20 protein-coding genes are annotated in these 17,832 nt (G+C 71.9%); 9 read left to right on the plus strand and 11 right to left on the minus strand.

The window, feature by feature from the left end:
- Positions 1 to 2 precede the first annotated feature (2 nt).
- Genes OUY22_RS20605 through OUY22_RS20615 form a run of 3 tightly spaced genes read right to left on the minus strand, consistent with a single transcriptional unit; the run spans position 3 to position 2,661 of the window.
- On the minus strand, positions 3 to 1,226 hold the full coding sequence (locus OUY22_RS20605) for a sensor histidine kinase (RefSeq protein WP_270156689.1): 1,224 nt from the start codon (positions 1,224 to 1,226) through the stop codon (positions 3 to 5).
- The gene (locus OUY22_RS20610) at positions 1,220 to 1,945 is read right to left on the minus strand and encodes an ABC transporter permease (RefSeq protein WP_270156691.1); all 726 of its coding nucleotides are present in this window, start codon (positions 1,943 to 1,945) and stop codon (positions 1,220 to 1,222) included. The genes OUY22_RS20605 and OUY22_RS20610 overlap by 7 nt, the downstream gene beginning before the upstream one ends.
- Positions 1,942 to 2,661: an ABC transporter ATP-binding protein gene (locus OUY22_RS20615; protein ID WP_270156692.1), complete on the minus strand. Its 720-nt coding sequence runs from the start codon at positions 2,659 to 2,661 to the stop codon at positions 1,942 to 1,944. Before OUY22_RS20615 ends, OUY22_RS20610 begins: the two co-directional genes overlap by 4 nt.
- Before the next feature lie 259 nt (positions 2,662 to 2,920).
- Here OUY22_RS20615 and OUY22_RS20620 point away from each other — a divergent pair, with 259 nt between their 5' ends.
- Complete coding sequence (locus OUY22_RS20620; protein WP_270156694.1) at positions 2,921 to 3,295, plus strand: hypothetical protein; 375 nt, start codon at positions 2,921 to 2,923, stop codon at positions 3,293 to 3,295.
- Positions 3,296 to 3,623: 328 nt separating this feature from the next.
- Here OUY22_RS20620 and OUY22_RS20625 read toward each other — a convergent pair whose 3' ends face one another.
- Entirely contained in the window at positions 3,624 to 4,304 is a 681-nt protein-coding gene (locus tag OUY22_RS20625; protein WP_270156695.1) for a response regulator, read from the minus strand.
- Entirely contained in the window at positions 4,301 to 5,545 is a 1,245-nt protein-coding gene (locus tag OUY22_RS20630; protein WP_270156696.1) for a sensor histidine kinase, read from the minus strand. Before OUY22_RS20630 ends, OUY22_RS20625 begins: the two co-directional genes overlap by 4 nt.
- Positions 5,546 to 5,755: 210 nt before the next feature.
- Between OUY22_RS20630 and OUY22_RS20635 the strand changes: the two genes are divergently transcribed.
- Positions 5,756 to 6,559, plus strand: a complete 804-nt coding sequence (locus tag OUY22_RS20635; protein ID WP_270156697.1) for a hypothetical protein — start codon at positions 5,756 to 5,758, stop codon at positions 6,557 to 6,559.
- 27 nt (positions 6,560 to 6,586) lie between these two features.
- Here OUY22_RS20635 and OUY22_RS20640 read toward each other — a convergent pair whose 3' ends face one another.
- On the minus strand, positions 6,587 to 7,150 hold the full coding sequence (locus OUY22_RS20640) for a hypothetical protein (protein WP_270156698.1): 564 nt from the start codon (positions 7,148 to 7,150) through the stop codon (positions 6,587 to 6,589).
- Between the two features lie 255 nt (positions 7,151 to 7,405).
- Here OUY22_RS20640 and OUY22_RS20645 point away from each other — a divergent pair, with 255 nt between their 5' ends.
- A complete protein-coding gene (locus tag OUY22_RS20645) occupies positions 7,406 to 8,614 on the plus strand; it encodes a sugar efflux transporter (protein ID WP_270156699.1) in 1,209 nt (402 codons plus the stop codon).
- A gap of 47 nt (positions 8,615 to 8,661) precedes the next feature.
- On the opposite strand, the gene OUY22_RS20650 is transcribed toward OUY22_RS20645, so the two are convergent.
- On the minus strand, positions 8,662 to 9,333 hold the full coding sequence (locus OUY22_RS20650; protein WP_270156700.1) for a response regulator: 672 nt from the start codon (positions 9,331 to 9,333) through the stop codon (positions 8,662 to 8,664).
- On the minus strand, positions 9,330 to 9,464 hold the full coding sequence (locus OUY22_RS20655) for an ATP-binding protein (protein WP_270156701.1): 135 nt from the start codon (positions 9,462 to 9,464) through the stop codon (positions 9,330 to 9,332). The genes OUY22_RS20650 and OUY22_RS20655 overlap by 4 nt, the downstream gene beginning before the upstream one ends.
- A gap of 42 nt (positions 9,465 to 9,506) precedes the next feature.
- On the opposite strand from OUY22_RS20655, the gene OUY22_RS20660 reads away from it, so the two are divergent.
- Positions 9,507 to 10,232, plus strand: a complete 726-nt coding sequence (locus OUY22_RS20660; RefSeq protein WP_270156702.1) for a hypothetical protein — start codon at positions 9,507 to 9,509, stop codon at positions 10,230 to 10,232.
- Between the two features lie 14 nt (positions 10,233 to 10,246).
- On the opposite strand, the gene OUY22_RS20665 is transcribed toward OUY22_RS20660, so the two are convergent.
- Both OUY22_RS20665 and OUY22_RS20670 read right to left on the minus strand, forming a co-directional pair.
- Entirely contained in the window at positions 10,247 to 10,984 is a 738-nt protein-coding gene (locus OUY22_RS20665) for a phosphotransferase family protein (protein ID WP_270156703.1), read from the minus strand.
- 58 nt (positions 10,985 to 11,042) lie between these two features.
- Positions 11,043 to 12,260, minus strand: coding sequence for an MFS transporter (locus tag OUY22_RS20670; RefSeq protein WP_270156704.1), 1,218 nt, complete (start codon positions 12,258 to 12,260; stop codon positions 11,043 to 11,045).
- Between the two features lie 60 nt (positions 12,261 to 12,320).
- On the opposite strand from OUY22_RS20670, the gene OUY22_RS20675 reads away from it, so the two are divergent.
- The 5 genes from OUY22_RS20675 (at position 12,321) to OUY22_RS20695 (ending at position 16,838) form a co-directional block, all read left to right on the plus strand.
- Positions 12,321 to 13,316, plus strand: coding sequence for an ArsR/SmtB family transcription factor (locus tag OUY22_RS20675; protein WP_270156706.1), 996 nt, complete (start codon positions 12,321 to 12,323; stop codon positions 13,314 to 13,316).
- Positions 13,317 to 13,519: 203 nt separating this feature from the next.
- Entirely contained in the window at positions 13,520 to 14,167 is a 648-nt protein-coding gene (locus OUY22_RS20680) for a TetR/AcrR family transcriptional regulator (protein ID WP_270156707.1), read from the plus strand.
- The gene (locus OUY22_RS20685) at positions 14,164 to 14,364 is read left to right on the plus strand and encodes a ferredoxin (RefSeq protein ID WP_270156708.1); all 201 of its coding nucleotides are present in this window, start codon (positions 14,164 to 14,166) and stop codon (positions 14,362 to 14,364) included. The genes OUY22_RS20680 and OUY22_RS20685 overlap by 4 nt, the downstream gene beginning before the upstream one ends.
- Before the next feature lies 1 nt (position 14,365).
- Positions 14,366 to 15,637, plus strand: a complete 1,272-nt coding sequence (locus tag OUY22_RS20690) for a cytochrome P450 (protein ID WP_270156709.1) — start codon at positions 14,366 to 14,368, stop codon at positions 15,635 to 15,637.
- A 79-nt stretch (positions 15,638 to 15,716) separates the two neighbouring features.
- Positions 15,717 to 16,838 carry a cobalamin-independent methionine synthase II family protein gene (locus OUY22_RS20695; RefSeq protein ID WP_270156710.1) on the plus strand — a complete coding sequence of 374 codons (1,122 nt, stop codon included), beginning with the start codon at positions 15,717 to 15,719 and terminating at the stop codon, positions 16,836 to 16,838.
- Here OUY22_RS20695 and OUY22_RS20700 read toward each other — a convergent pair.
- The gene (locus OUY22_RS20700) at positions 16,771 to 17,727 is read right to left on the minus strand and encodes a DUF72 domain-containing protein (RefSeq protein ID WP_270156711.1); all 957 of its coding nucleotides are present in this window, start codon (positions 17,725 to 17,727) and stop codon (positions 16,771 to 16,773) included. The genes OUY22_RS20695 and OUY22_RS20700 overlap by 68 nt on opposite strands.
- Between the last annotated feature and the right edge of the window lie 105 nt (positions 17,728 to 17,832).

A 17,832-nucleotide genomic window follows, 5' to 3' on the forward strand; every position in this document is an offset into this window, starting at 1 on the left:
GCTCACCGTCCCTGGCCGGTGTCGGCGGGGATGGCCGGGATGGCCGGGACGGTGGCGGAGACCCCGGCGCCCTGTCCGGGGGCGGACTCGATCGCGAAGCTTCCGGCCAGGCGGGTGACGCGCTGACGCATCGCGACCAGGCCGAAGCCCTCGCCGTGGGACGCGCCGGCCGGGGCGAAGCCGGCGCCGTCGTCACGTACGTCCAGCGCCACCACGTCGTCCATGTACGAGAGCGTAAGTCCGACCCGCCCGGCCGAGGCGTGCTTGGCCACGTTGGCCAGCGCCTCCTGCGCCACCCGCAGCAGGCACGTCTCCACCTCCGCGTGCAGCGGCCGGGGATCGCCGGTGATCGACACGGTGGCGGGCACCCCGGTGTTCCGCGACCAGGTCGCCGCGAGGTCCTCCAGAACGGCCGCCAGCCCGGCCTCGTGCTGCAGCGACGCCGGGCGCAGCGCCTGCACCGAGCGGCGGGCCTCGGTCAGGCTCTCCCTGGCCATGGCCGCGACCGTGTCCAGGCGGGCCCGGGCCGGAGGCGGCACGTCCCCGACGGCCTCCAGCTGGGTGAGGATGGCGGTCAGGCCCTGCGCGATGGTGTCGTGGATCTCCCTGGCCATGCGCTGCCGCTCCTCCAGCACGCCGGCTTCGCGGGCCTGGGTCAGCAGCTGGGCCTGGAGGTTCGCGTTGTCGTCGGCGAGCGCGACCAGCTTGGCGCTCGTCTCCCGCAACTCAGCGATCATCACCTTGCGCTGGTCGTTCTGGTCGGAGATGGTCTTGATGATCAGGCCGACGGCGGAGGCGGCCAGCACCCCGACGACGAAGGAGCCGAGCAGCTCGACCGGGGTGCGCCCGAGCTGCGGGCGGGCGGCGATCAGCACGCCGACCGTCACGGCCACCCCCCCGTACGCCCACAACCCGGGCAGCAGCGCGAAACACTGGACGAACGCCCCCAGCCCCGTCACCGTGAACACGCTGTCGATCCTGACCAGCACCCCGATGACGGCGAGCAGGACGGCGAAGTAGGCGATCAGCGCCACCGGGCGGGCGATCCAGCCCGGGTGGGAGGTCACCACCAGCCAGTGCCAGGCCACCGCGAACAGCGCCAGGACCAGCACCTCCGGCCGCCACTCCCGCAGCAGGGCGAAGAGCGCGGGAAGCAGGACCAGCAGGTACGGCAGCGCGGCCTGGACCCGGTCCCAGCGCGTCAGGCCCGGGTCGGTCGTCACCATCGGAACGTCCTGAGGGCGAGGCCGCCCGCGACGATCGAGATCGCGACCATGACGCCCAGCGTAAGCGGTGAGGTGGCGGCGCCCGCCCAGCCGTCGCGGACCGCCTGGACCGCGGGCGCCATGGGAAGGAGGTCGCCGATCGCCCGCATGGAGCCGGACATGCTCTCCCGGGGGATCATGGCGCCGGACAGGAACACCATCGGGAAGAACACGGCCAGCCCGATCACGGTCGCGGCGCGGCCGGTGGGGACGAGCGCGCCAAGGAGGAGTCCGATGGAGCCCAGGCTGAGCGCGCCCAGCAGCCAGGCCACCAGGAGGCCCCCGACGTTCGCCGGCGTGGTCAGCCCGAACGCGACCAGGCCGATGACGATCAGCAGCGCCGAGCCGAGCACCGCCAGCAGCATGTGCGCCGCCCACTGCGCCCCGAACAGCATGGCGCGGGAGGCAGGGGTCACGCGCAGCCGCTTCAGGACCCGGCGCTCCCGGTAGTGGGCCAGCGTGGCGGGGAGCACGACCAGCGCGGCCAGGCCGATGACGAACACGGTCAGCATCGGCACCGTGGCGTCGATCAGCGACGTGCCGTCCCGCAGGGGCTTGTCGCCGTCGCGCAGCTTGACCCAGAGCATGATCGCTGGGAAGACGAGCGCGAAGAAGGCCGACATCGGGTCACGGACGATCAGCTTGAGCTCGACGGCGACGACGTTCATGAGGCCCTTCATGCCGGTTCCCTTTCGGTCAGAGCGAAGTACGCATTCTCCAGAGAGCCGGCTCCCGCCTTCGCGATCAGCTCCGCCGGGCTTCCCTCGGCGACGACCCGGCCGCGGTCGACGATGGCGAGGCGGTCGCACAGCGCCTCCGCCTCGTCCATGAAGTGGGTGACCAGCACGACGGTGACACCCCGCTCGCGCATCTCACGGATGAGGCCCCACGTGGTACGGCGGGCGGCCGGGTCCAGGCCGGTGGTGAGCTCGTCGAGGAAGACGACCTCGGGGTTGCCGACCAGGGCCAGCGCGATGAACAGGCGCTGCTTCCAGCCGCCGGACAGGTTCGCGAAGCGGACCCGCCTCCGGTCCGAGAGCCCCCATGCGTCCATGACCGCCCGCCAGTCGGCCGGCCTGTCGTAGAAGGAGGCGTACATCCTCAACGCCTCGCCCACCTTGATGGCGTCGGGCAGGGCCGCCTCCTGCAACTGGGCGCCGATGCGCTGCAGGAGCGCGTGCCGGTCCTCGTACGGGTCCAGGCCGAGCACGCGCAGCGTGCCCCCGTCCGGCCGGCGCAGCCCGGAGGCGCACTCCACGAGCGTGGTCTTGCCCGCGCCGTTGGGGCCGGCGATGCCGAAGATCTCGCCACGCCGCACGGTCAGGGTGACGCCGTCGACCGCCTTGCCCGTCCTGTAGCTCTTGGTCAGGTCGTTGATCTCGATGATCGCTGTCATGCTTCGAGCCTCGCCGCCGGGCGCCGCCACCGGCATCCACCGATCGGTTGATGGGGTCAGGTGCCGTCGGTGCTCACGTGGAAGCGGGCCGAGCGGTAGCCGGGACAGAAGCGCGCCCACCGCTCCTGGATCTCCGCGAAGGCCGCCACCAGCTGTTGAGGTCAACACCGCTCAGGCGTGAACGTCTTGCGGACGCGGACGGCCCTGAACGACCATAGGTTGACGCCGGCCTCGCACCGGCGACAGAGGGGGCGACCACATGGCGCTGGCGCTGGACCTGCTGCACCTGCTGGACCTGGTCGACACGGTGATGCGCTACGTGGTGGCCGCCTTCACCGGCTGGCTGATCCTCTCCGGTCGCATGAGCTACGTGAAAGGCGTTCTCCGGCGCCCCGACCCCCGCCGAGCCGGCGCCTTCGTCGTTCCGGCGGAAGCGCAGGAGCGAGCTCGGGAGCTGGCGATCGCGGGCAAGCGCATCGAAGCCATCAGAGAGATCCGCAAAGCCACGGGCCTTCCTTTCGATCCCGCGCTCGACATCGTGGAGGCGCTCCGGCAGGGTGCCGTGCTCCCGGTCGAGGAGTCCGACGATCGGCCTGCGCTTGACGAGACACCTCCCGAAGGCCGGGAGAAGTGAGTCCCCCACGGGTGCGGCCACGCCCGTCCCCGGCCTGACCAACCTCACCACGTCCTTCGCCGACCTCGACGGACCTCAGCCGCGCTCCTCGCCAACCTCGACATTCCCGGCGGCGGTTGGTGTGGACGAGCCACTCGCTGAGCGCCGTCACGACGGACATGCCGCGGCGCGGGTGACCGTCGGGCAGGGGCTGCGCCTCGGGATGGTCGAAGAACCGCAGGTCCTTCGACGCCATGACGGGCTTCCGCACCGCCCGGCCGTGCTCGTCGAGACGGGTGTCCGTACCTCGCCCGTCATCCGCCACGGACACCGAGCCGTCGGCGGCTGGTCATTGGCGGGGGATGAGCCCGCTCTCGTAGGCGGCGACGACGAGCTGGGCGCGGTCGCGGGCCTGCAGTTTGGCCAGGAGGCGGCCGATGTGGGTCTTGACCGTGCCGACCGTGAGGTGAAGGTGCCCGGCGATGTCGGAGTTGGACATCCCCCTGCCGACGAGGGTGAGCACCTCGCGCTCGCGCCGGGTGAGGTCGCCGAGGTCTCTCGTGACCGGGGCGGGGTGGGAGTCGCGCACGAACGCGGCGATGAGCCGGCGGGTCACGGTGGGCGCGAGCAACGCCTCGCCGGAGGCGACGACCCTGATGGCGGCCAGGAGGTCGGTCGCCGAGGCGCTCTTGAGGAGGAACCCGCTGGCGCCGGCTCTGAGCGACGCGTACACGTACTCGTCCTGGTCGAACGTGGTGAGGATCAGCACGCGGATCCCCGCGCCGGCCGGGTCGGCGCAGATGCGCCTCGTCGCCTCGATGCCGTCCAGGTCCGGCATCCTGACGTCCATGAGGACGACGTCCGGTCGCCGCAGCCGGGCCAGGCGCACGGCTTCGGCGCCGGTGCCGGCCTCGCCCACGGTGATAAGCCCCGGTGTGACGTCGATGAGGACCTTGAGGCTGTCGCTTACGAGGAGCTGGTCCTCGGCGAGCAGGACGCGGATCGGCGGGGCGGCGGCGTCGTCGCTCACGTCATCGTGCCGTTCTCGCAGGGCAGGCGAGCCGTGACGCGAAAGCCGCGGTCGGGTCGGAATCCGGCGCTGAACGAGCCTCCGTACAGCTTGACCCGTTCGCGCATGCCGATCAGGCCGTGCCCGCCACCCTCGGCGCGTGGCGGACGGCCGTGGGCGGGACCGTGGGCGGGACCGTGGGCGGGACCGTGGGCGGGACCGTGGAGGGGGCCGTCGTCGACGATCTCGATGGCGGCTGCCCGCTCGTCGATGTCCACGGTCACCGAGCAGCGCGTGGGGCCGGCGTGGGTGATGACGTTGGTCAGCGCCTGTTGCACGATCCGGTAGACCGACACGGCGAGCGCGGGTGGGAGCCGGGCCTCCTCCCGGACGGTCAGGTCGACCTCGACCCCGGCGGCGCGGGCGTGGGCGGCCAGCTCGGGCAGATCCGCTATGCCGGGAACGGGCACGGGGCCCTCCGCGAGGTCGCCGTCGGACCGCAGGAGACCGAGCACGCGGTGGATCTCGGCGAGCGTGTCCCGGCTGGTCCGCTCGATGACGGACAGAGCGGCGCGCGCCTCCTGCGGACGTGCGTCGGCGACGTGGTTGGCCACGGTGGCCTTGACGGCGATCAGGCTCATGCTGTGGCCGATCACGTCGTGCAGCTCGCGGGCGATGCGTCTGCGCTCGTCCGCCACCGCGGCCTCGGACAGATGACGGACGAGACGGGCGGTCGTGTCGCGCTTCCAGCGGACGACCGTGCCCACGGCCCAACCGGCCGCCAGGAATACGCAGACCGCGCCGATCTCCACCGGCCAGTAGGGCGGCAGCTCGCTGGGCGACACAGGTGACGGAAGGCCGGGGAGCACCTGGTCGTAGAAGATCAGGACGGCGGCCGCCGCAGCGAACGCGCAGGTCACCAGGCCCGTCACCGACCAGGCGACCGTGACGGTGGCGGCCACCTGGTAGAGCACCAGCACGGCCGGGACGAAGGTCAGCCAGATCATGCCCGCCGCGACGGCGCCGGTGACCGTCGCCAGGACCGCCGTGGCGCACGCGAGGACGAGGACGGCCCTGGGGCGGAGCCGCCGGACGGCGGCGGGGAGGCTCACGGCCGCCGCCACCGGCCACGCCGACCAGGCGGGCCACGGCGAGGACGGACCGGGCGGGTCGACGATGGCGTAAGCAATGACCAGCGCCAGGGCGACCGCCACCGTCGCGTCGGCGACGCCCTTCCTGCCGATCCTCCGGGCCCACTCCATGCGGAGAACGTATCCGCTGCCGGATCCGCGCGGCATCAGCCCACGGTCAGACATTCGCCGTCCGCCCTGGGTCGTAGGACCGGCTCCTCCGTGCCGTACAAGATCCGACCCCAGCCCGACGCGCCGCCATCGCCGCGCCCTTCACCATGCTGGTGCGCCCCCGGCACCCGGGCCGGGGCGCGCCGACACAGAGAGGACGGGCGGGGACACATGGACCTCGATCTTCGCGGGCGCGTCAACCGGCGGCGGCGGGCCGACGCGGACCGGCGGGCCGCCAACGCCCGGGCCAACCTGGGCCGCCGGCCGCCGTTCCCCGGGCGATGGGTGAGCGCCGCCTCGCTCATCGGCGGCCCGGTCCTGATCATGATCGGGACTCTGCTGCGTTCTCCGTTCTATTTCTTCGTCCCATACCAACTCGTCGCCTACACCCGGCACCCCACCCTCATCACCGCCGCCTACGCCTGTTTCGCCCTCGGGTTCGTGCTGCTGTGGCCGGCCGTCATGACGCTGGCGCACAGGATCGCAGTCACCCACCCGCTGTGGGGGATGTGGGGCGGCTGCCTGGTGATCGTCGGACTGTTCACCCGTACGTTCCAGTACGGCACGGATCATCTGGCCTTCCACCTGACCGACGTCCTCGGCCTGCGCGTCATGCTCGACGGCGTCGACGGCTACTACCTGGCCTGGCGGGACACGGTCTGGCATCCGTTCAGGGCCATGTCGGGCCCGGCCTTCTTCGGCTGGGTCGTGCTGGCCGTCGGCGCCTACCGTTCCGGCGCCCTGGGGCTGGGCCGCTCGATCGCCCTCGGCCTGATGTCGGCGCTCGCGCTCGGCACGCTCAAGGGCACCGAGCCGCAGTCGTTCGTCGCCGTGGGCGGCCTGTGTCTGGCGTTCATCCCCCTGGGCGTCTCGCTGCTGCGCGACGGTCCCCCGCCGAGCAGGCGCGCCGTGGTCTGGATCGTCGTCCTCGTCGCCGTACACGTCCTCATGACGGCTATCGGGCCGAGAGGATGACGGGCGGTCCCCGGCGGTCCGCCCGCCCTACGGCTCGTAGTGGATGTGCATCGAGGAGATGCGGTCGTTCCAGGCGGCGCCGACGTAGTCCACCTTGGTCCAGTTGTGCCAGTACGTCTTCGCGCCCTGGTACGAGTTGTTCTCCCACACGTTGAGGTAGTTGCAGCGGGAGTGGCCCTGCCGCCAGGAGGAGATCCTGTCGTTCCACGAGACACCGAGGTCGCGGATGCCGTACCCGGCGGTGTCGCAGGGGCCGGCGTAGCCCCACCAGCGGTACCTCGGAAGGCCCTGGTTGATGTGGTCGGCGGCCTCCAGGAGCAGCGTCGCCTCCGCGGCGGTCCGCGTCCCGCCGAGCGCGGCCAGGTCCGCCTTCTCGATGGTGTCCGCGCACACCTCCTTGACCACCCGGGAGAACTTCTCCCCCGGTTGGATCGGCTCCAGCAGCACGGAGCAGGAGCGGGCGGGGGCGGGGTTCGTGGCCGCCGCCGCCGGGGCGGCGGCGACGCCGCAGGCCACCAGGGCGAGCGCGGCGATGGAACGGCTGTGCCTGCGGACCGTGGCGATCGTCGGCGATTTCCGGCCAGTACGCATGTCAGTCTCCTGTTGGTGGGGGACGCCCCCGTCGAAGGGGCGGCGGACGGCCCGCGTGAGGGCCTCCGTCCGCGTCGGCGGACCGGGCCCGGGGCCGGTGGGCGGCGAGCCGCCGCACCTCTCACCCTCCATCGCCCCGGATCGCGCCGCCAGGACAGCAGCCGGGCCTTTGCCGGACATCTCGCGCGGGGAGCCCTACCGGCGAAGATCCGGATTCACACATATCAACGGGGCAGGCCGGGTAGCGGGCCGCGAATGGGCTTACCTACGACATCGAGGCCGGGACGCCGGCTCAGCACTCTTCTGATCACCGTTCTGCTGCTCGGCATCACCGAGTCCATGATCGGGCCTTACCTCGTCCTGTTCGGCGCCGAACGGCTGCGGTTGTCCGCACTGGAGATCGGCGTCTTCGTCTCTCTGACAGCGGTCAGCGGCATGGCCGCCAGCGTCTGGCTCGCCCGCCGCTACGATCGCCGCCCCGGCCGATGGCCGGCCGTGCTGGCCGCGTCGCTGGCGGGGACGGGGTACCTGCTGCTCCTGGTGAGGCCGTCGTACCCGCTGCTGCTCGTCATCGGCGTGGTGTTCCTCGGCGCCGGCAGCGCCGTGTTCCCGCAGCTCTTCGCCCTCGCCAGGAGCCACGCGGACGGAACGAAGGCGGGGGCGGGCAGGGACACGCCCGTCCTGCGCTCGGCGTGGTCGCTCGCCTGGGCGATCGGCCCGCTGGCGGGCGGCGCGCTGCTGGCCGGTCCCGGCTACTCCGGAGTCCTCGCGGCGACCGCCTGCGGGTTCTGCCTGGTGGTCGTGGCCGTGCTCCGGCTGGATGCGCGACGGCCGGCGACGACCCGGCCCGCCGAGACGAGCCGGGGCCTCCCCCTCAGCTCGCGAGCCGTCGCGCTGCCGCTCGCCGGCTTCACCCTGTTCCACGTCGCGATGTTCTCGGGCGCGGTGGCGCTGCCGCTGTACGTGACCGAGGTGCTGGACGGCTCGCCGGGAAGCGTGGGCTGGATGTTCAGCGTCTGCGCCGTGGCCGAGATCCCCGCGGCGCTCGCCCTGCTGCTGGTGCCGGACCGCTGGAGGCCGCGCGTGATCCTGGTCGGCATGGGACTCATGGTCGTCTACTTGGCGCTCGTGGCGGCGTTCACCGGGATCGTGGCTCTGGTGCTCGTCCACGTCGCCCGGGGCGTCGCCATCGCGGTCGTGGGCGCGCTCGGCATCGGCTACATGCAGGACCTGCTGCCGACCGCTCCCGGACGGGCCACCACGTTGTTCGCCAACTCGGCGACGGCCGGCTCGCTCGTGTCGGGCATCGCCGCCGGCGGCCTCTCCCACGCCCTCGGCTACCGCGCGGCCCTGCTCGTCTGCGCCGCGCTCAGCGTCGTGGCCTGGCTGCTGTTCCTCCTCGCCCAGCGGCGCGTACGAGTCGAGCCGGACGAATCCGTCACCGAGCCGGTGGCGCCGCGCTGAGCGAGGACCAGCGCGACCACCTCTTGGACCGGGTGCGGGGCCGCGACTCAACCGCGTGGCGCCAGGCCGTTCCTGAAGGCGTAGGTGACCGCCTGGGCCCGGTCGCGTACCCCGATCTTGGCGAACAGGTTGTTGATGTGGCTCTTCACCGTGGCCTCGGAGATGAACAGGCGGGCCGCGACCTCGGCGTTGGAGCAGCCCTCGGCGATCAGCTCCAGCACCTCGCCCTCACGCTGGGTCAGCCCGTCGGGAAGGGCACGCGCCGGCCCAGGGTGAGGGCCGTCCGCCGCGGCGTCCGGCGCGGACGGCCTGCGCCGCACCCGGGGGGAGCCCCGCGTCGGGAACGGCTCCTGCCCGAGCGCCACCCCGGACACCGCCTGGGCGAGGGACTCGGCGTCGGCGTCCTTGGTGAGGTAGCCCCGGGCGCCCGCGCGCAGGGCGGCGAAGACCAGTTCGTCGTCGGAGTAGGTCGACAGCATCACCACCTCGGTGCCGGGCTGCGCGGCGCGGATGCGCCTGGTCGCCTCGACCCCATCGAGATGGGGCATCCGCAGGTCCATCAGCACCACGTCGGGCAGCAGCTCGGCCGCCTTGCGCACCGCCTGCAGGCCGTCGCCGGCCGTGCCGACGACCTGGACGCCGGGGACGAGTTCGAGCAGCAGCACCAGCCCCTCGCGCACCACCGTCTGGTCGTCGACGACCAGCACCCGCACGCTCATGCCGGCACCCGTAACACCACGGTGAACCCGTCCGCAGCGGCGCGGGTCCTGAGCGTGCCGCCGATGAGCGCGGCCCGTTCGCGCATGCCGACGAGGCCGTAACCGCCGCCCGGCTCCGGCGGCGCCCACACGACCGAGCCCGGCCTGGAGGAGCTCTACCTGGAGGTGGCGGGATGACCCGCCTCGTCCGCGCCGAGCTGTTCAAGGCCGGCGCTCACCGGGTCACCTGGGTCCTCGCCGCGGCCGCACCCACCTTCTGCGTGGCGTGGGCGGTGCTCATCGTCGCCCTGTCGCCGGCGTCCGCGGCCCTGCCGCCGTCGAGCGTCTACACCATGGGCCAGCAGGCGTACCTCTTCACCCTGATCCTCGGCATCCTGGGCATGTCCGCCGAGTTCCGCCACCGGACCATCGTCTGGTCCTTCCTCGTCACACCGCGCAGAGGGGCCGTGGTGACGGCGAAACTGGTGGCCTACGGCCTCATCGGCCTGGCGGTGGCGGTCATGTCGGCGCTGGCCACGTTCGCGGCGGGGGCGTCGCTGCTGGCCGTCAAGGGAGCGCCGGTCATGGACCCGGCCGTGCTGGGCGCCCTCGGGGGAGGCGTGCTCAGCACGGCCGGGTACGGGGTGCTGGGGGTCGCCCTGGCCGTGCTGATCAGGAACCAGGTGGCGGCCGTCTTCCTGGCCTGCCTGATCTTCATGTACGGAGACTACTTCCTGAGCTGGCTGGCGCCCGGCGTCTATCCCTGGCTTCCCACGGGGGCGGCCAGGGCGATGAGCGGCCTGCGCCTCGACACCGCGGCCCTCCTGCCCGCCTGGGGCGGGGCGCTGCTGTTCGCCGGGTACGTCGCGGTCATCGTGATCTTCGCCCGGCTCGTCACGCTCCGCCGCGACGTCGCCTGAGGCCGTCCGAACCCTCACATCCGGGCTCGCAGCACGTCGAACTCGCAGCCCGGCGAGGACGGGTCGAAGCCGTTCTCGATCAACCAGCGGATCGCCACCAGGCTCCGCAACGACCACCACGCCCGGATCACGTCGAGGTCCACGTCGGTGCCGTGGCCCGCGACGACGTCGCCGAGGTGCTCCTCGTGTCCGAGCGTCAAGACGGCGAGGTCGAACAGGGCGTCGCCCTGGGCCGCCTCGGACCAGTCGATCACGCCGGTGACCTCGTCACCGTCGACGAACACGTGGCTGACCTGCAGGTCGCCGTGGATGAACACCGGTGTCCACGGCCGGAGCGCGGCCTCGGCGACCCGGCGGTTGCGCGTGACCAGGTCGGCGGGGAGGACGTCGTTCGCCAGGAGCCACGCGCATTCGCGGTCGAGGCGCGACGCCATCTCGTCCGGGCTCCGGCCGGGCCAGGGCGGGAGCGGCGCGTCGTGCAGCAGCCGCGCGGCGGCACCGGCCGCGGCCCATGCCGCCGACGACGCGGTCGACGGCTCACCGAGCCGGCCGAGTGCCGTGCCGGGCAGGGCGGCGAGCGCGAGCACGGGCGGCCTGCGCCAGAGCACCTCCGGAGTGGGGATCGGCGCCATGGCCATCGCCTCGACCTCGACCTCGGTGCGCGTCTGATCGACGTCGATCTTGAGGAACACGTCGCCGACGCGCAGGGTCGCTCGCTCGCCATGGGCGACGACGACCTCAATCTCCTCCACGCCGGCCATTATCAGAAGATGATCACCGACGTCACAACGGTTTAGATGACGGCCTGCGTCAGACCTCGTGGCGGAGTGGGCTGAGCCAGATCGGTATCCAGCTAAGCGCCATGATCGCTGCGCCTGTCCACATTGCCGTCCCGATGCCCCGGACCTCGCCAAGGAGGCCCGCCAGCAGACCACCGACGCCGACCGCACCCATAAGGATCAGGCGCATGGTGGCGTTCATCCGGCCGAGCATCGGGTCGGGTGTGACCTTCTGCCTGAAGCTGACGAGCAGCACGTTGTTCACCCCTGTCCGGAAGCACAAGATGCTCCATGCGGCCGCCGAGATCCAGACGCTCCAGCCGACGAACGGCACCAGAAGCGCGAACGGCGCAGTGGTCATGCCGACGATCCACACGGCACGCCCGCGGCCGAACCGGCGGCCGATCACGTGAGCCGTCGAGGAACCGGCCAGCACACCGAGCCCGCCGATGGCAAGGTAGGCCCCGAGCACCCAGGCGGGATGCCCGAGCTCGTCGACGAGTAGCACGGGCAGCAGCGTCGAGCAGAGCGGGAAGGCGAGGTTCGTCATGCCGCCTTGTGCCGCGATGGCGACGAGGACCCGGTTGCCGAAGAGGAATCGCACCCCCTCGCCGATCTGCCGTCCGAGTCGCTCGTCGGGTACGGGGGCGGGCGCGGGTTCGGGCTTACTGATCCGGGCCAGCCACACGGCCGACCACAGGTAGGTGAGCGCGTCGAGCACGATCGCCACCGGCGCGCCCGCGAGAGCCACCAGCACTCCGGCGGAGCTTCTGCCGCCCACGTCCATCGCCGCGTTCGTGCCGACGAGCACCGAGTTCGCGGCGGTGAGCCGGTCCCGGCCGACCAGGTGCGGGACCGTGCTCTGCGAGGCGACGTCGAAGAAGAGCGTGCCGACTCCCGTCACGACGGCGACGCCGTACAGGTGGGTCATCGTGAGGGCGTCCAGCCACCATGTGACCGTGACCGACACCAGAAACGCGGCGCGAACCAGGTCCGTCGCGATCATCACCGGGCGGCGCCTGACCCGGTCCACCCATGCTCCGGCGGGCAGGCCGAGCACGAGCACGGTGATGGTGGTGAGGGCGCTGAGCAGTCCCACTTCGCCGGGTCCGGCGTCGAGCGCGATCACCGCGAGCAGGGGCATCGCCACGTAACCGACCTGGGTGCCGAACTGGCTGACCGCTGACGCCAGGTAGAGGTTTCTGAAGGAGGGATCATGCAGGAGCGGAGGCTCGGCAGCGGTTGTCATGCCACCTAGATGATGGAATGGCCGGCCCGGGCGCTATTGATTAAGCAGAGGACGAATCGGATGGGCCTTGAGCTGACGTTCACCGCACAGGATGCGACCAATGTCCGTTTCGCGGTTTCTCCTCTATGGGAGGTCGTCGCCAGCGTGCGGGTGGTGAAGAATCCGGCCGCGCATGCCGTACTCAAGCCCTGGGCCGAACGGGTGCGGCGGCGGCTCGCCGATGTCGACTGGCGGTTGCTGTCCGACCTGGTGCCGGTGCCGACGATCTCGATCGTCGGCTTCGTCTGCCCGCCGCCCTCGACCTCCGTGCCCGACCTGGAGGTCGAACTGGCCGGGATGGCGGCGATGGCACCCCTGGTTCAGGAGAGTTTCGACGTCTGGGACGGTCCGCGCACCCGAGCGCTCCAAGAGCTCTACGCCGACCCCGTGGGCGGCCTCGAACGGCTGACCGAGGAGATCCGCGGCTACTGGGACGCGGCCATCGCGCCCTACTGGCCGCGCGTACGAGCCCTGCTCGAAGGCGATGTGCTCTACCGCGCCAGATTGCTGGCCGAGGGCGGCCTGCGGCGCATGCTCAGCGACCTCGACCCCGCCGTGACGTGGGAGGGAGAGACATTGCGCCTGCCCAAGACGGTCTGCGAAGGTGTGCGTCCGCTAGGTGGCCTGGGACTGCTGCTCGTGCCATCGGTGTTCACCTGGCCGCGTGTCTTCTCCATCACGACCCCGCCCTGGCAGCCCACGATCCGCTACCCTCCGCGCGGCGTCGCGACGCTTTGGGAGCACCGCGAGAGCGACCCGCCACAGGCGCTGGCCGCCGTGCTCGGCCGGACCCGCACCCGGCTGCTGGCCGAACTCGACCAGCCCGCCTCGACCAAGGAACTGGCCGCCCGCCTCGACCTGTCGGAACCAGGCGCGAACCAGCACCTCACCGCTCTCCACAGGGCCGGATTGGCCAGCGCGCACCGCACGGGGAGATATGTGCTCTATGCCCGTACGGCCGTCGCCGAGACGCTACTCGCCGGCGACGCGAGTCCCACACCGAGCGATCACGAGTAGGAACGGGCGGGAATCGCCGAACTCCTCGACCCACCCTGCGCCCACTCACGGTCTCTACCCGGCGAACTGACTCCTTTGTCACCCACGCGGACGCCTGCCAGGTCCACGGCCTCGTGCCGTACTGACATCTGCAAGGCCGCCAGACACCGATGTGACAACGCGGTGCCGTTGACGAATCAAATGAACGGTCTTTTAATTCGTGCATGGGGCGCATAGCCGGTGTCACCGCCGCCGAGACCCGGGATCGGCTGCTCCGGGCCGCCGCGGACGTGTTCGCCGAGCGCGGGTACGACGGGACGCGGGTGGCCGACATCGCCGCCGCCGCCGGGGTGAGCAACGGCGCGCTCTACGCCCATTTCGGTTCCAAGGCGGAGCTGCTGGTGGCCGCGTTGCGGGCGCACGCGCGGCGGCTGCTGGCTGACCTGTTCGCCGACGATCCGGACCGGTCCGCGACCGGGCTGCTGCTGGCCATCGGGCGTCAGCTGCCCCAGCGCCGCGACGCCCGCGGCTACCTGCTGGTGGAGGCGCTGGTCACCGCGCGGCGCGACGCCGACGTGGCGGGGCCGACGCGCGACTACGTCGGCGAGCGCGCCGACTGGATCGCCGGGCTGGCCCGGATCGCGCAGGGCGACGGCGAGCTGGACCCGGCGCTGTCGCCGGAGGCGGTCGCCCACTTCTGTCTCCTGCTCGCCCTCGGCAGCGCGCTCGTCCCCCCGGACATGCACACCGTGGCCGAGGCCGAGTGGGCCGCTCTGCTCGGCCGCGTCGTCACCGGCCTCGCGCCCGCGGAGAGCTCTCCTCCGGAGACCGCTCCCCCACAGAACACCGCACCAAGGAAATGGACACCGTGAGAGTTCAGATCAACCCGGAGCGCTGCCAGGGTCACGGCCGCTGCTACGACATCGCGCCCGGCCTGTTCGGGGAGGACGCCGAGGGCTACGGGACGGTCCTCGGCGACGGCGCGGTGCCGCCGGACGAGCGGCGCACGGCCCGGCTGGCGGTCTCCAACTGCCCGGAAAGCGCGATCACCCTCGCCGAGGAGGCCTGACATGAGCGTGGACGACCGCTTCACCCGGAGCGTTCGCGAGCCGGACCCCGAGGAGCAAGTCGGCACCCGCAGCGAGATCATCACCGGTCCCGTCGGTGACTGGGCGACGGACTTCTCGCACCTGGAGCCGGAGTGGGCCGCGGATCCGTACCCGATCCTGGACGGCCTGCGGCAGCGCTGCCCGATCGCGCACACGGACCGGTTCGGCGGCGGGTGGCTGCCGACCCGTTACGAGGACGTGGCGGCGATCGCGTACGACACCGAGCGGTTCTCGTCACGGTCGATCGTCATGAGCAACTTCCGGCCGCCGCGCGAACTCGCGCCGGTGGGCGGCACCCCGCCGATCTCCTCCGACCCGCCGTTCCACCACGACGCGCGCAAGCTGCTGCTGCCGGCGTTCACCAAGACCGCGGTGTCGAGGCGGGAGGCGGCGGCGCGGGCGTACTGTCATTCGCTCATCGACGCGTTCGAGGGCCGGGACGTGGTCGACGCCGCCGGCGAGTACGCCCAGCACATCCCCATGAGGGTCATCTCCGACATGCTGGGCTTCCCGCCGGAGGACGGGCCGCGGTTCCGGGTGTTCATCGAGAACGTGCTCGAAGGCGTCAACCTGCCGCCGGAAGAGCGCATGGCCAACTTCCAGGAACTCTTCGACTACCTGTACGTGCAGATCCACGATCATCTGGCCAACCCGCGCGACGACCTGACGACGTACCTGATCGACGCCGAGCTGTACGGGCAGAAGCTGCAGCCCGAGCACGTGTCCGGCACGATGGCGCTGCTGCTCATCGCCGGCATCGACACGACGTGGAGCGCGATCGGCGCGTCGCTGTGGCACCTGGCGAAGACGCCGGCCGACCGGGAGCGGCTGGTGGCCGAGCCGGAGCTGCTGCCGACCGCGATGGAGGAGTTCCTGCGGGCGTACGCGCCGGTCACGATGGCGCGGCTGGTCAAGGAGGACATGACCTGGCACGGGGTGGACATGAAGGCGGACGACTGGATCCTGCTGTCGTTCCCGTCGGCGAACCGCGACCCCGAGCAGTTCGACCGGGCGGACGAGGTGGTCATCGACCGCGAGGTGAACCGGCACGCCGCGTTCGGGCTGGGCATCCACCGCTGCGTGGGCTCCCACCTGGCGCGGATGGAGCTGCGGGTGGCCCTGGAGGTGTGGCTGGAGCGGGTGCCGTCCTTCTCGCTGGCCGACCCGGAGGCGGTCCGGTGGGCCACCGGCCAGGTGCGCGGTCCCCGCACCCTGCCGGTGCGCATCGGCTGACGCGACCGGGGGTGGACGATCCCGGCCCCCGGGCGCAGAGTGGGGGGCGGACGCTCCACCTGACGACCCGGGAGGAAGCATGCCCACCACCCACCACGCCGAGCACGTCGGCAGCCTCCTGCGGCCGCCCGAGCTGCTCCAGGCCCGCGAGGCGCACCGGCGCGGCGAGCTGAGCGACGAGACGCTCGCGAAGCTGGCGGACGAGGCGGCGCTGGGCGCGATCGCCCTGCAGCGCGAGGCCGGGATCGAGGTCTTCACCGACGGCGAGATGCGTCGGGCGACCTGGATGGCCGGCCTGCTGGAGTCGCTCGGCGGGGTGGTCCCCGTCGACGTGACGAACTCGTCCTGGTACCGGGGGGACGGGCAGCCGGTGCCGCCCGAGGAGACCTCCTTCGACATGGTGGCCGCGAACGCGCGGCTCACCCAGAAGAAGCAGCTCACCGCCGTCGAGGCGGCCTTCCTCCTCCGGCACGCCCCCGGCCCTTGCAAGATCACGATGATGAGCACGTCCATGGGCAACTTGCTGTGGCATCCGGAGGTCAGCTCGGCCGCCTACCCCGACCCGGGCGCGATGATGCGCGACCTCGTGGCGCTGCGCGTCGAGGAGATCAGGCAGCTGATCAGGCTCGGCGTGCGCTGGATCCAGCTCGACTCGCTGGGCTACAACTTCGTGATCGACCCGGAGTTCCGGACCCGGATGTTCGGCGACGCCGCCCCTCCCCCGGACGTGCTGCTGGACCTCATCGTCTCGGTGGACGCCGAACTGGTCCGCGCCACCAAGGCGATCGACCCGGACGTCACGGTCGGCATGCACATCTGCCGCGGCAACAACCGCAGCGCCTGGATGTCCAGCGGCGGTTACGAGCCGGTCGCCGAGCGGCTGTTCGGCGAGGTCCCGGTCGACCGGTTCCTGCTGGAGTACGACACCGAGCGGGCCGGCGGCTTCGAGCCGCTGCGGTTCGTCCCCGAGGGCACCACGGTCGTGCTCGGGCTGGTCTCCTCCAAGGTGGCGAGCCTGGAGCCGGTGGACGAGCTGCGCCGGCGCATCGACGAGGCGGCGGCGTACGTGCCGATGGAGAACCTGGCGATCAGCCCGCAGTGCGGGTTCGCCTCCACGGAAAGGGGCAACCTCCTCACGGTCGACGAGCAGCGGCGGAAGCTGGAGCTGGTGGCGCGGACGGCCGCGCTGGTGTGGGGCTGACGACGCCGGCGCCCCGCTCGGCCAGCAGCTCGGCGAGCCGGGCGGCGTTGCGCTGGGAGTTGTCGCCGCAGCAGTTGTTGGTGAGCACGTGGGTGACCTCCGCCTCCTCCGACAGCCGGTGGATCCTGGCCGCCCACGTGCGCAGCTCGTCCTCGGCGTACAGGTAGCCGTACTTCTCCTCGATCACCCGGCTCGTCCATCGCGCCGAGTGCCCGTGCAGGCGGACCACGGCCAGGTCCGCGGTGGCGGCCAGCACCGGCGGGACGGACGACGGGTGCCCCTGCGGCATGTCCACGCCCACGTACGGCAGGTCGTGCGCGGCGAGGAAGGCGAGCGTGTCCTCCCGGTGGGCGTCGTCCATCCAGGCCGCGTTGCGGAACTCGACGCAGATCCGCAGGGGACGGCACCGGTCGCGGCAGCGCAGCAGGTAGCGGCGGCTCGGCTCGCCCGGCGGGAACCAGGGCGGGAACTGGAACAGCAGCGCCCCCAGCCTGTCCGCGTCCTGCAGCGGCCGCAGCGCGCTCAGGAACCGGTCCCACACCTCCTCGACGACCTCGGGCGGCAGGTCACGCCGGTAGAGGGTGCGCCGGGGCTCGCCGAGCGCCTCGCGTAAGTCCTTGTAGAGCGCGGACGGGCGGGTCGGATGGCCGGTGAGGAGGGAGAACGCCTTGACGTTCAGGGTGAAGCCGTCCGGCGTGCGGTCACGCCACAGCTCGGCGGTGCGCCGCGCGGGCGGATGGTAGTAGGTGGCGTCCACCTCCACCAGGGGGAACCGGCTCGCGTAGTGGGCGAGCCTGGCCTCCGGCGTGGAGACCCCCGGCGGGTACCAGCCGGAGGCGAGCAGCGACTTGTCCGTCCATGACGCGGTCCCGACCAGGATCTTGCCCATGCCGCGCCTCGTACCCGGACGGCGCGGGCTCTCACCCGCGCGGACGGGTGGGTGAGAACCCGCGGGCGGGTGAGAACCGGCGGGCGGTGGGAACCCGCGCGGGCG

Origin of the sequence: Nonomuraea corallina (assembly GCF_027620315.1) — a bacterium.
Taxonomy (GTDB): Bacteria; Actinomycetota; Actinomycetes; order Streptosporangiales; family Streptosporangiaceae; genus Nonomuraea; species Nonomuraea corallina.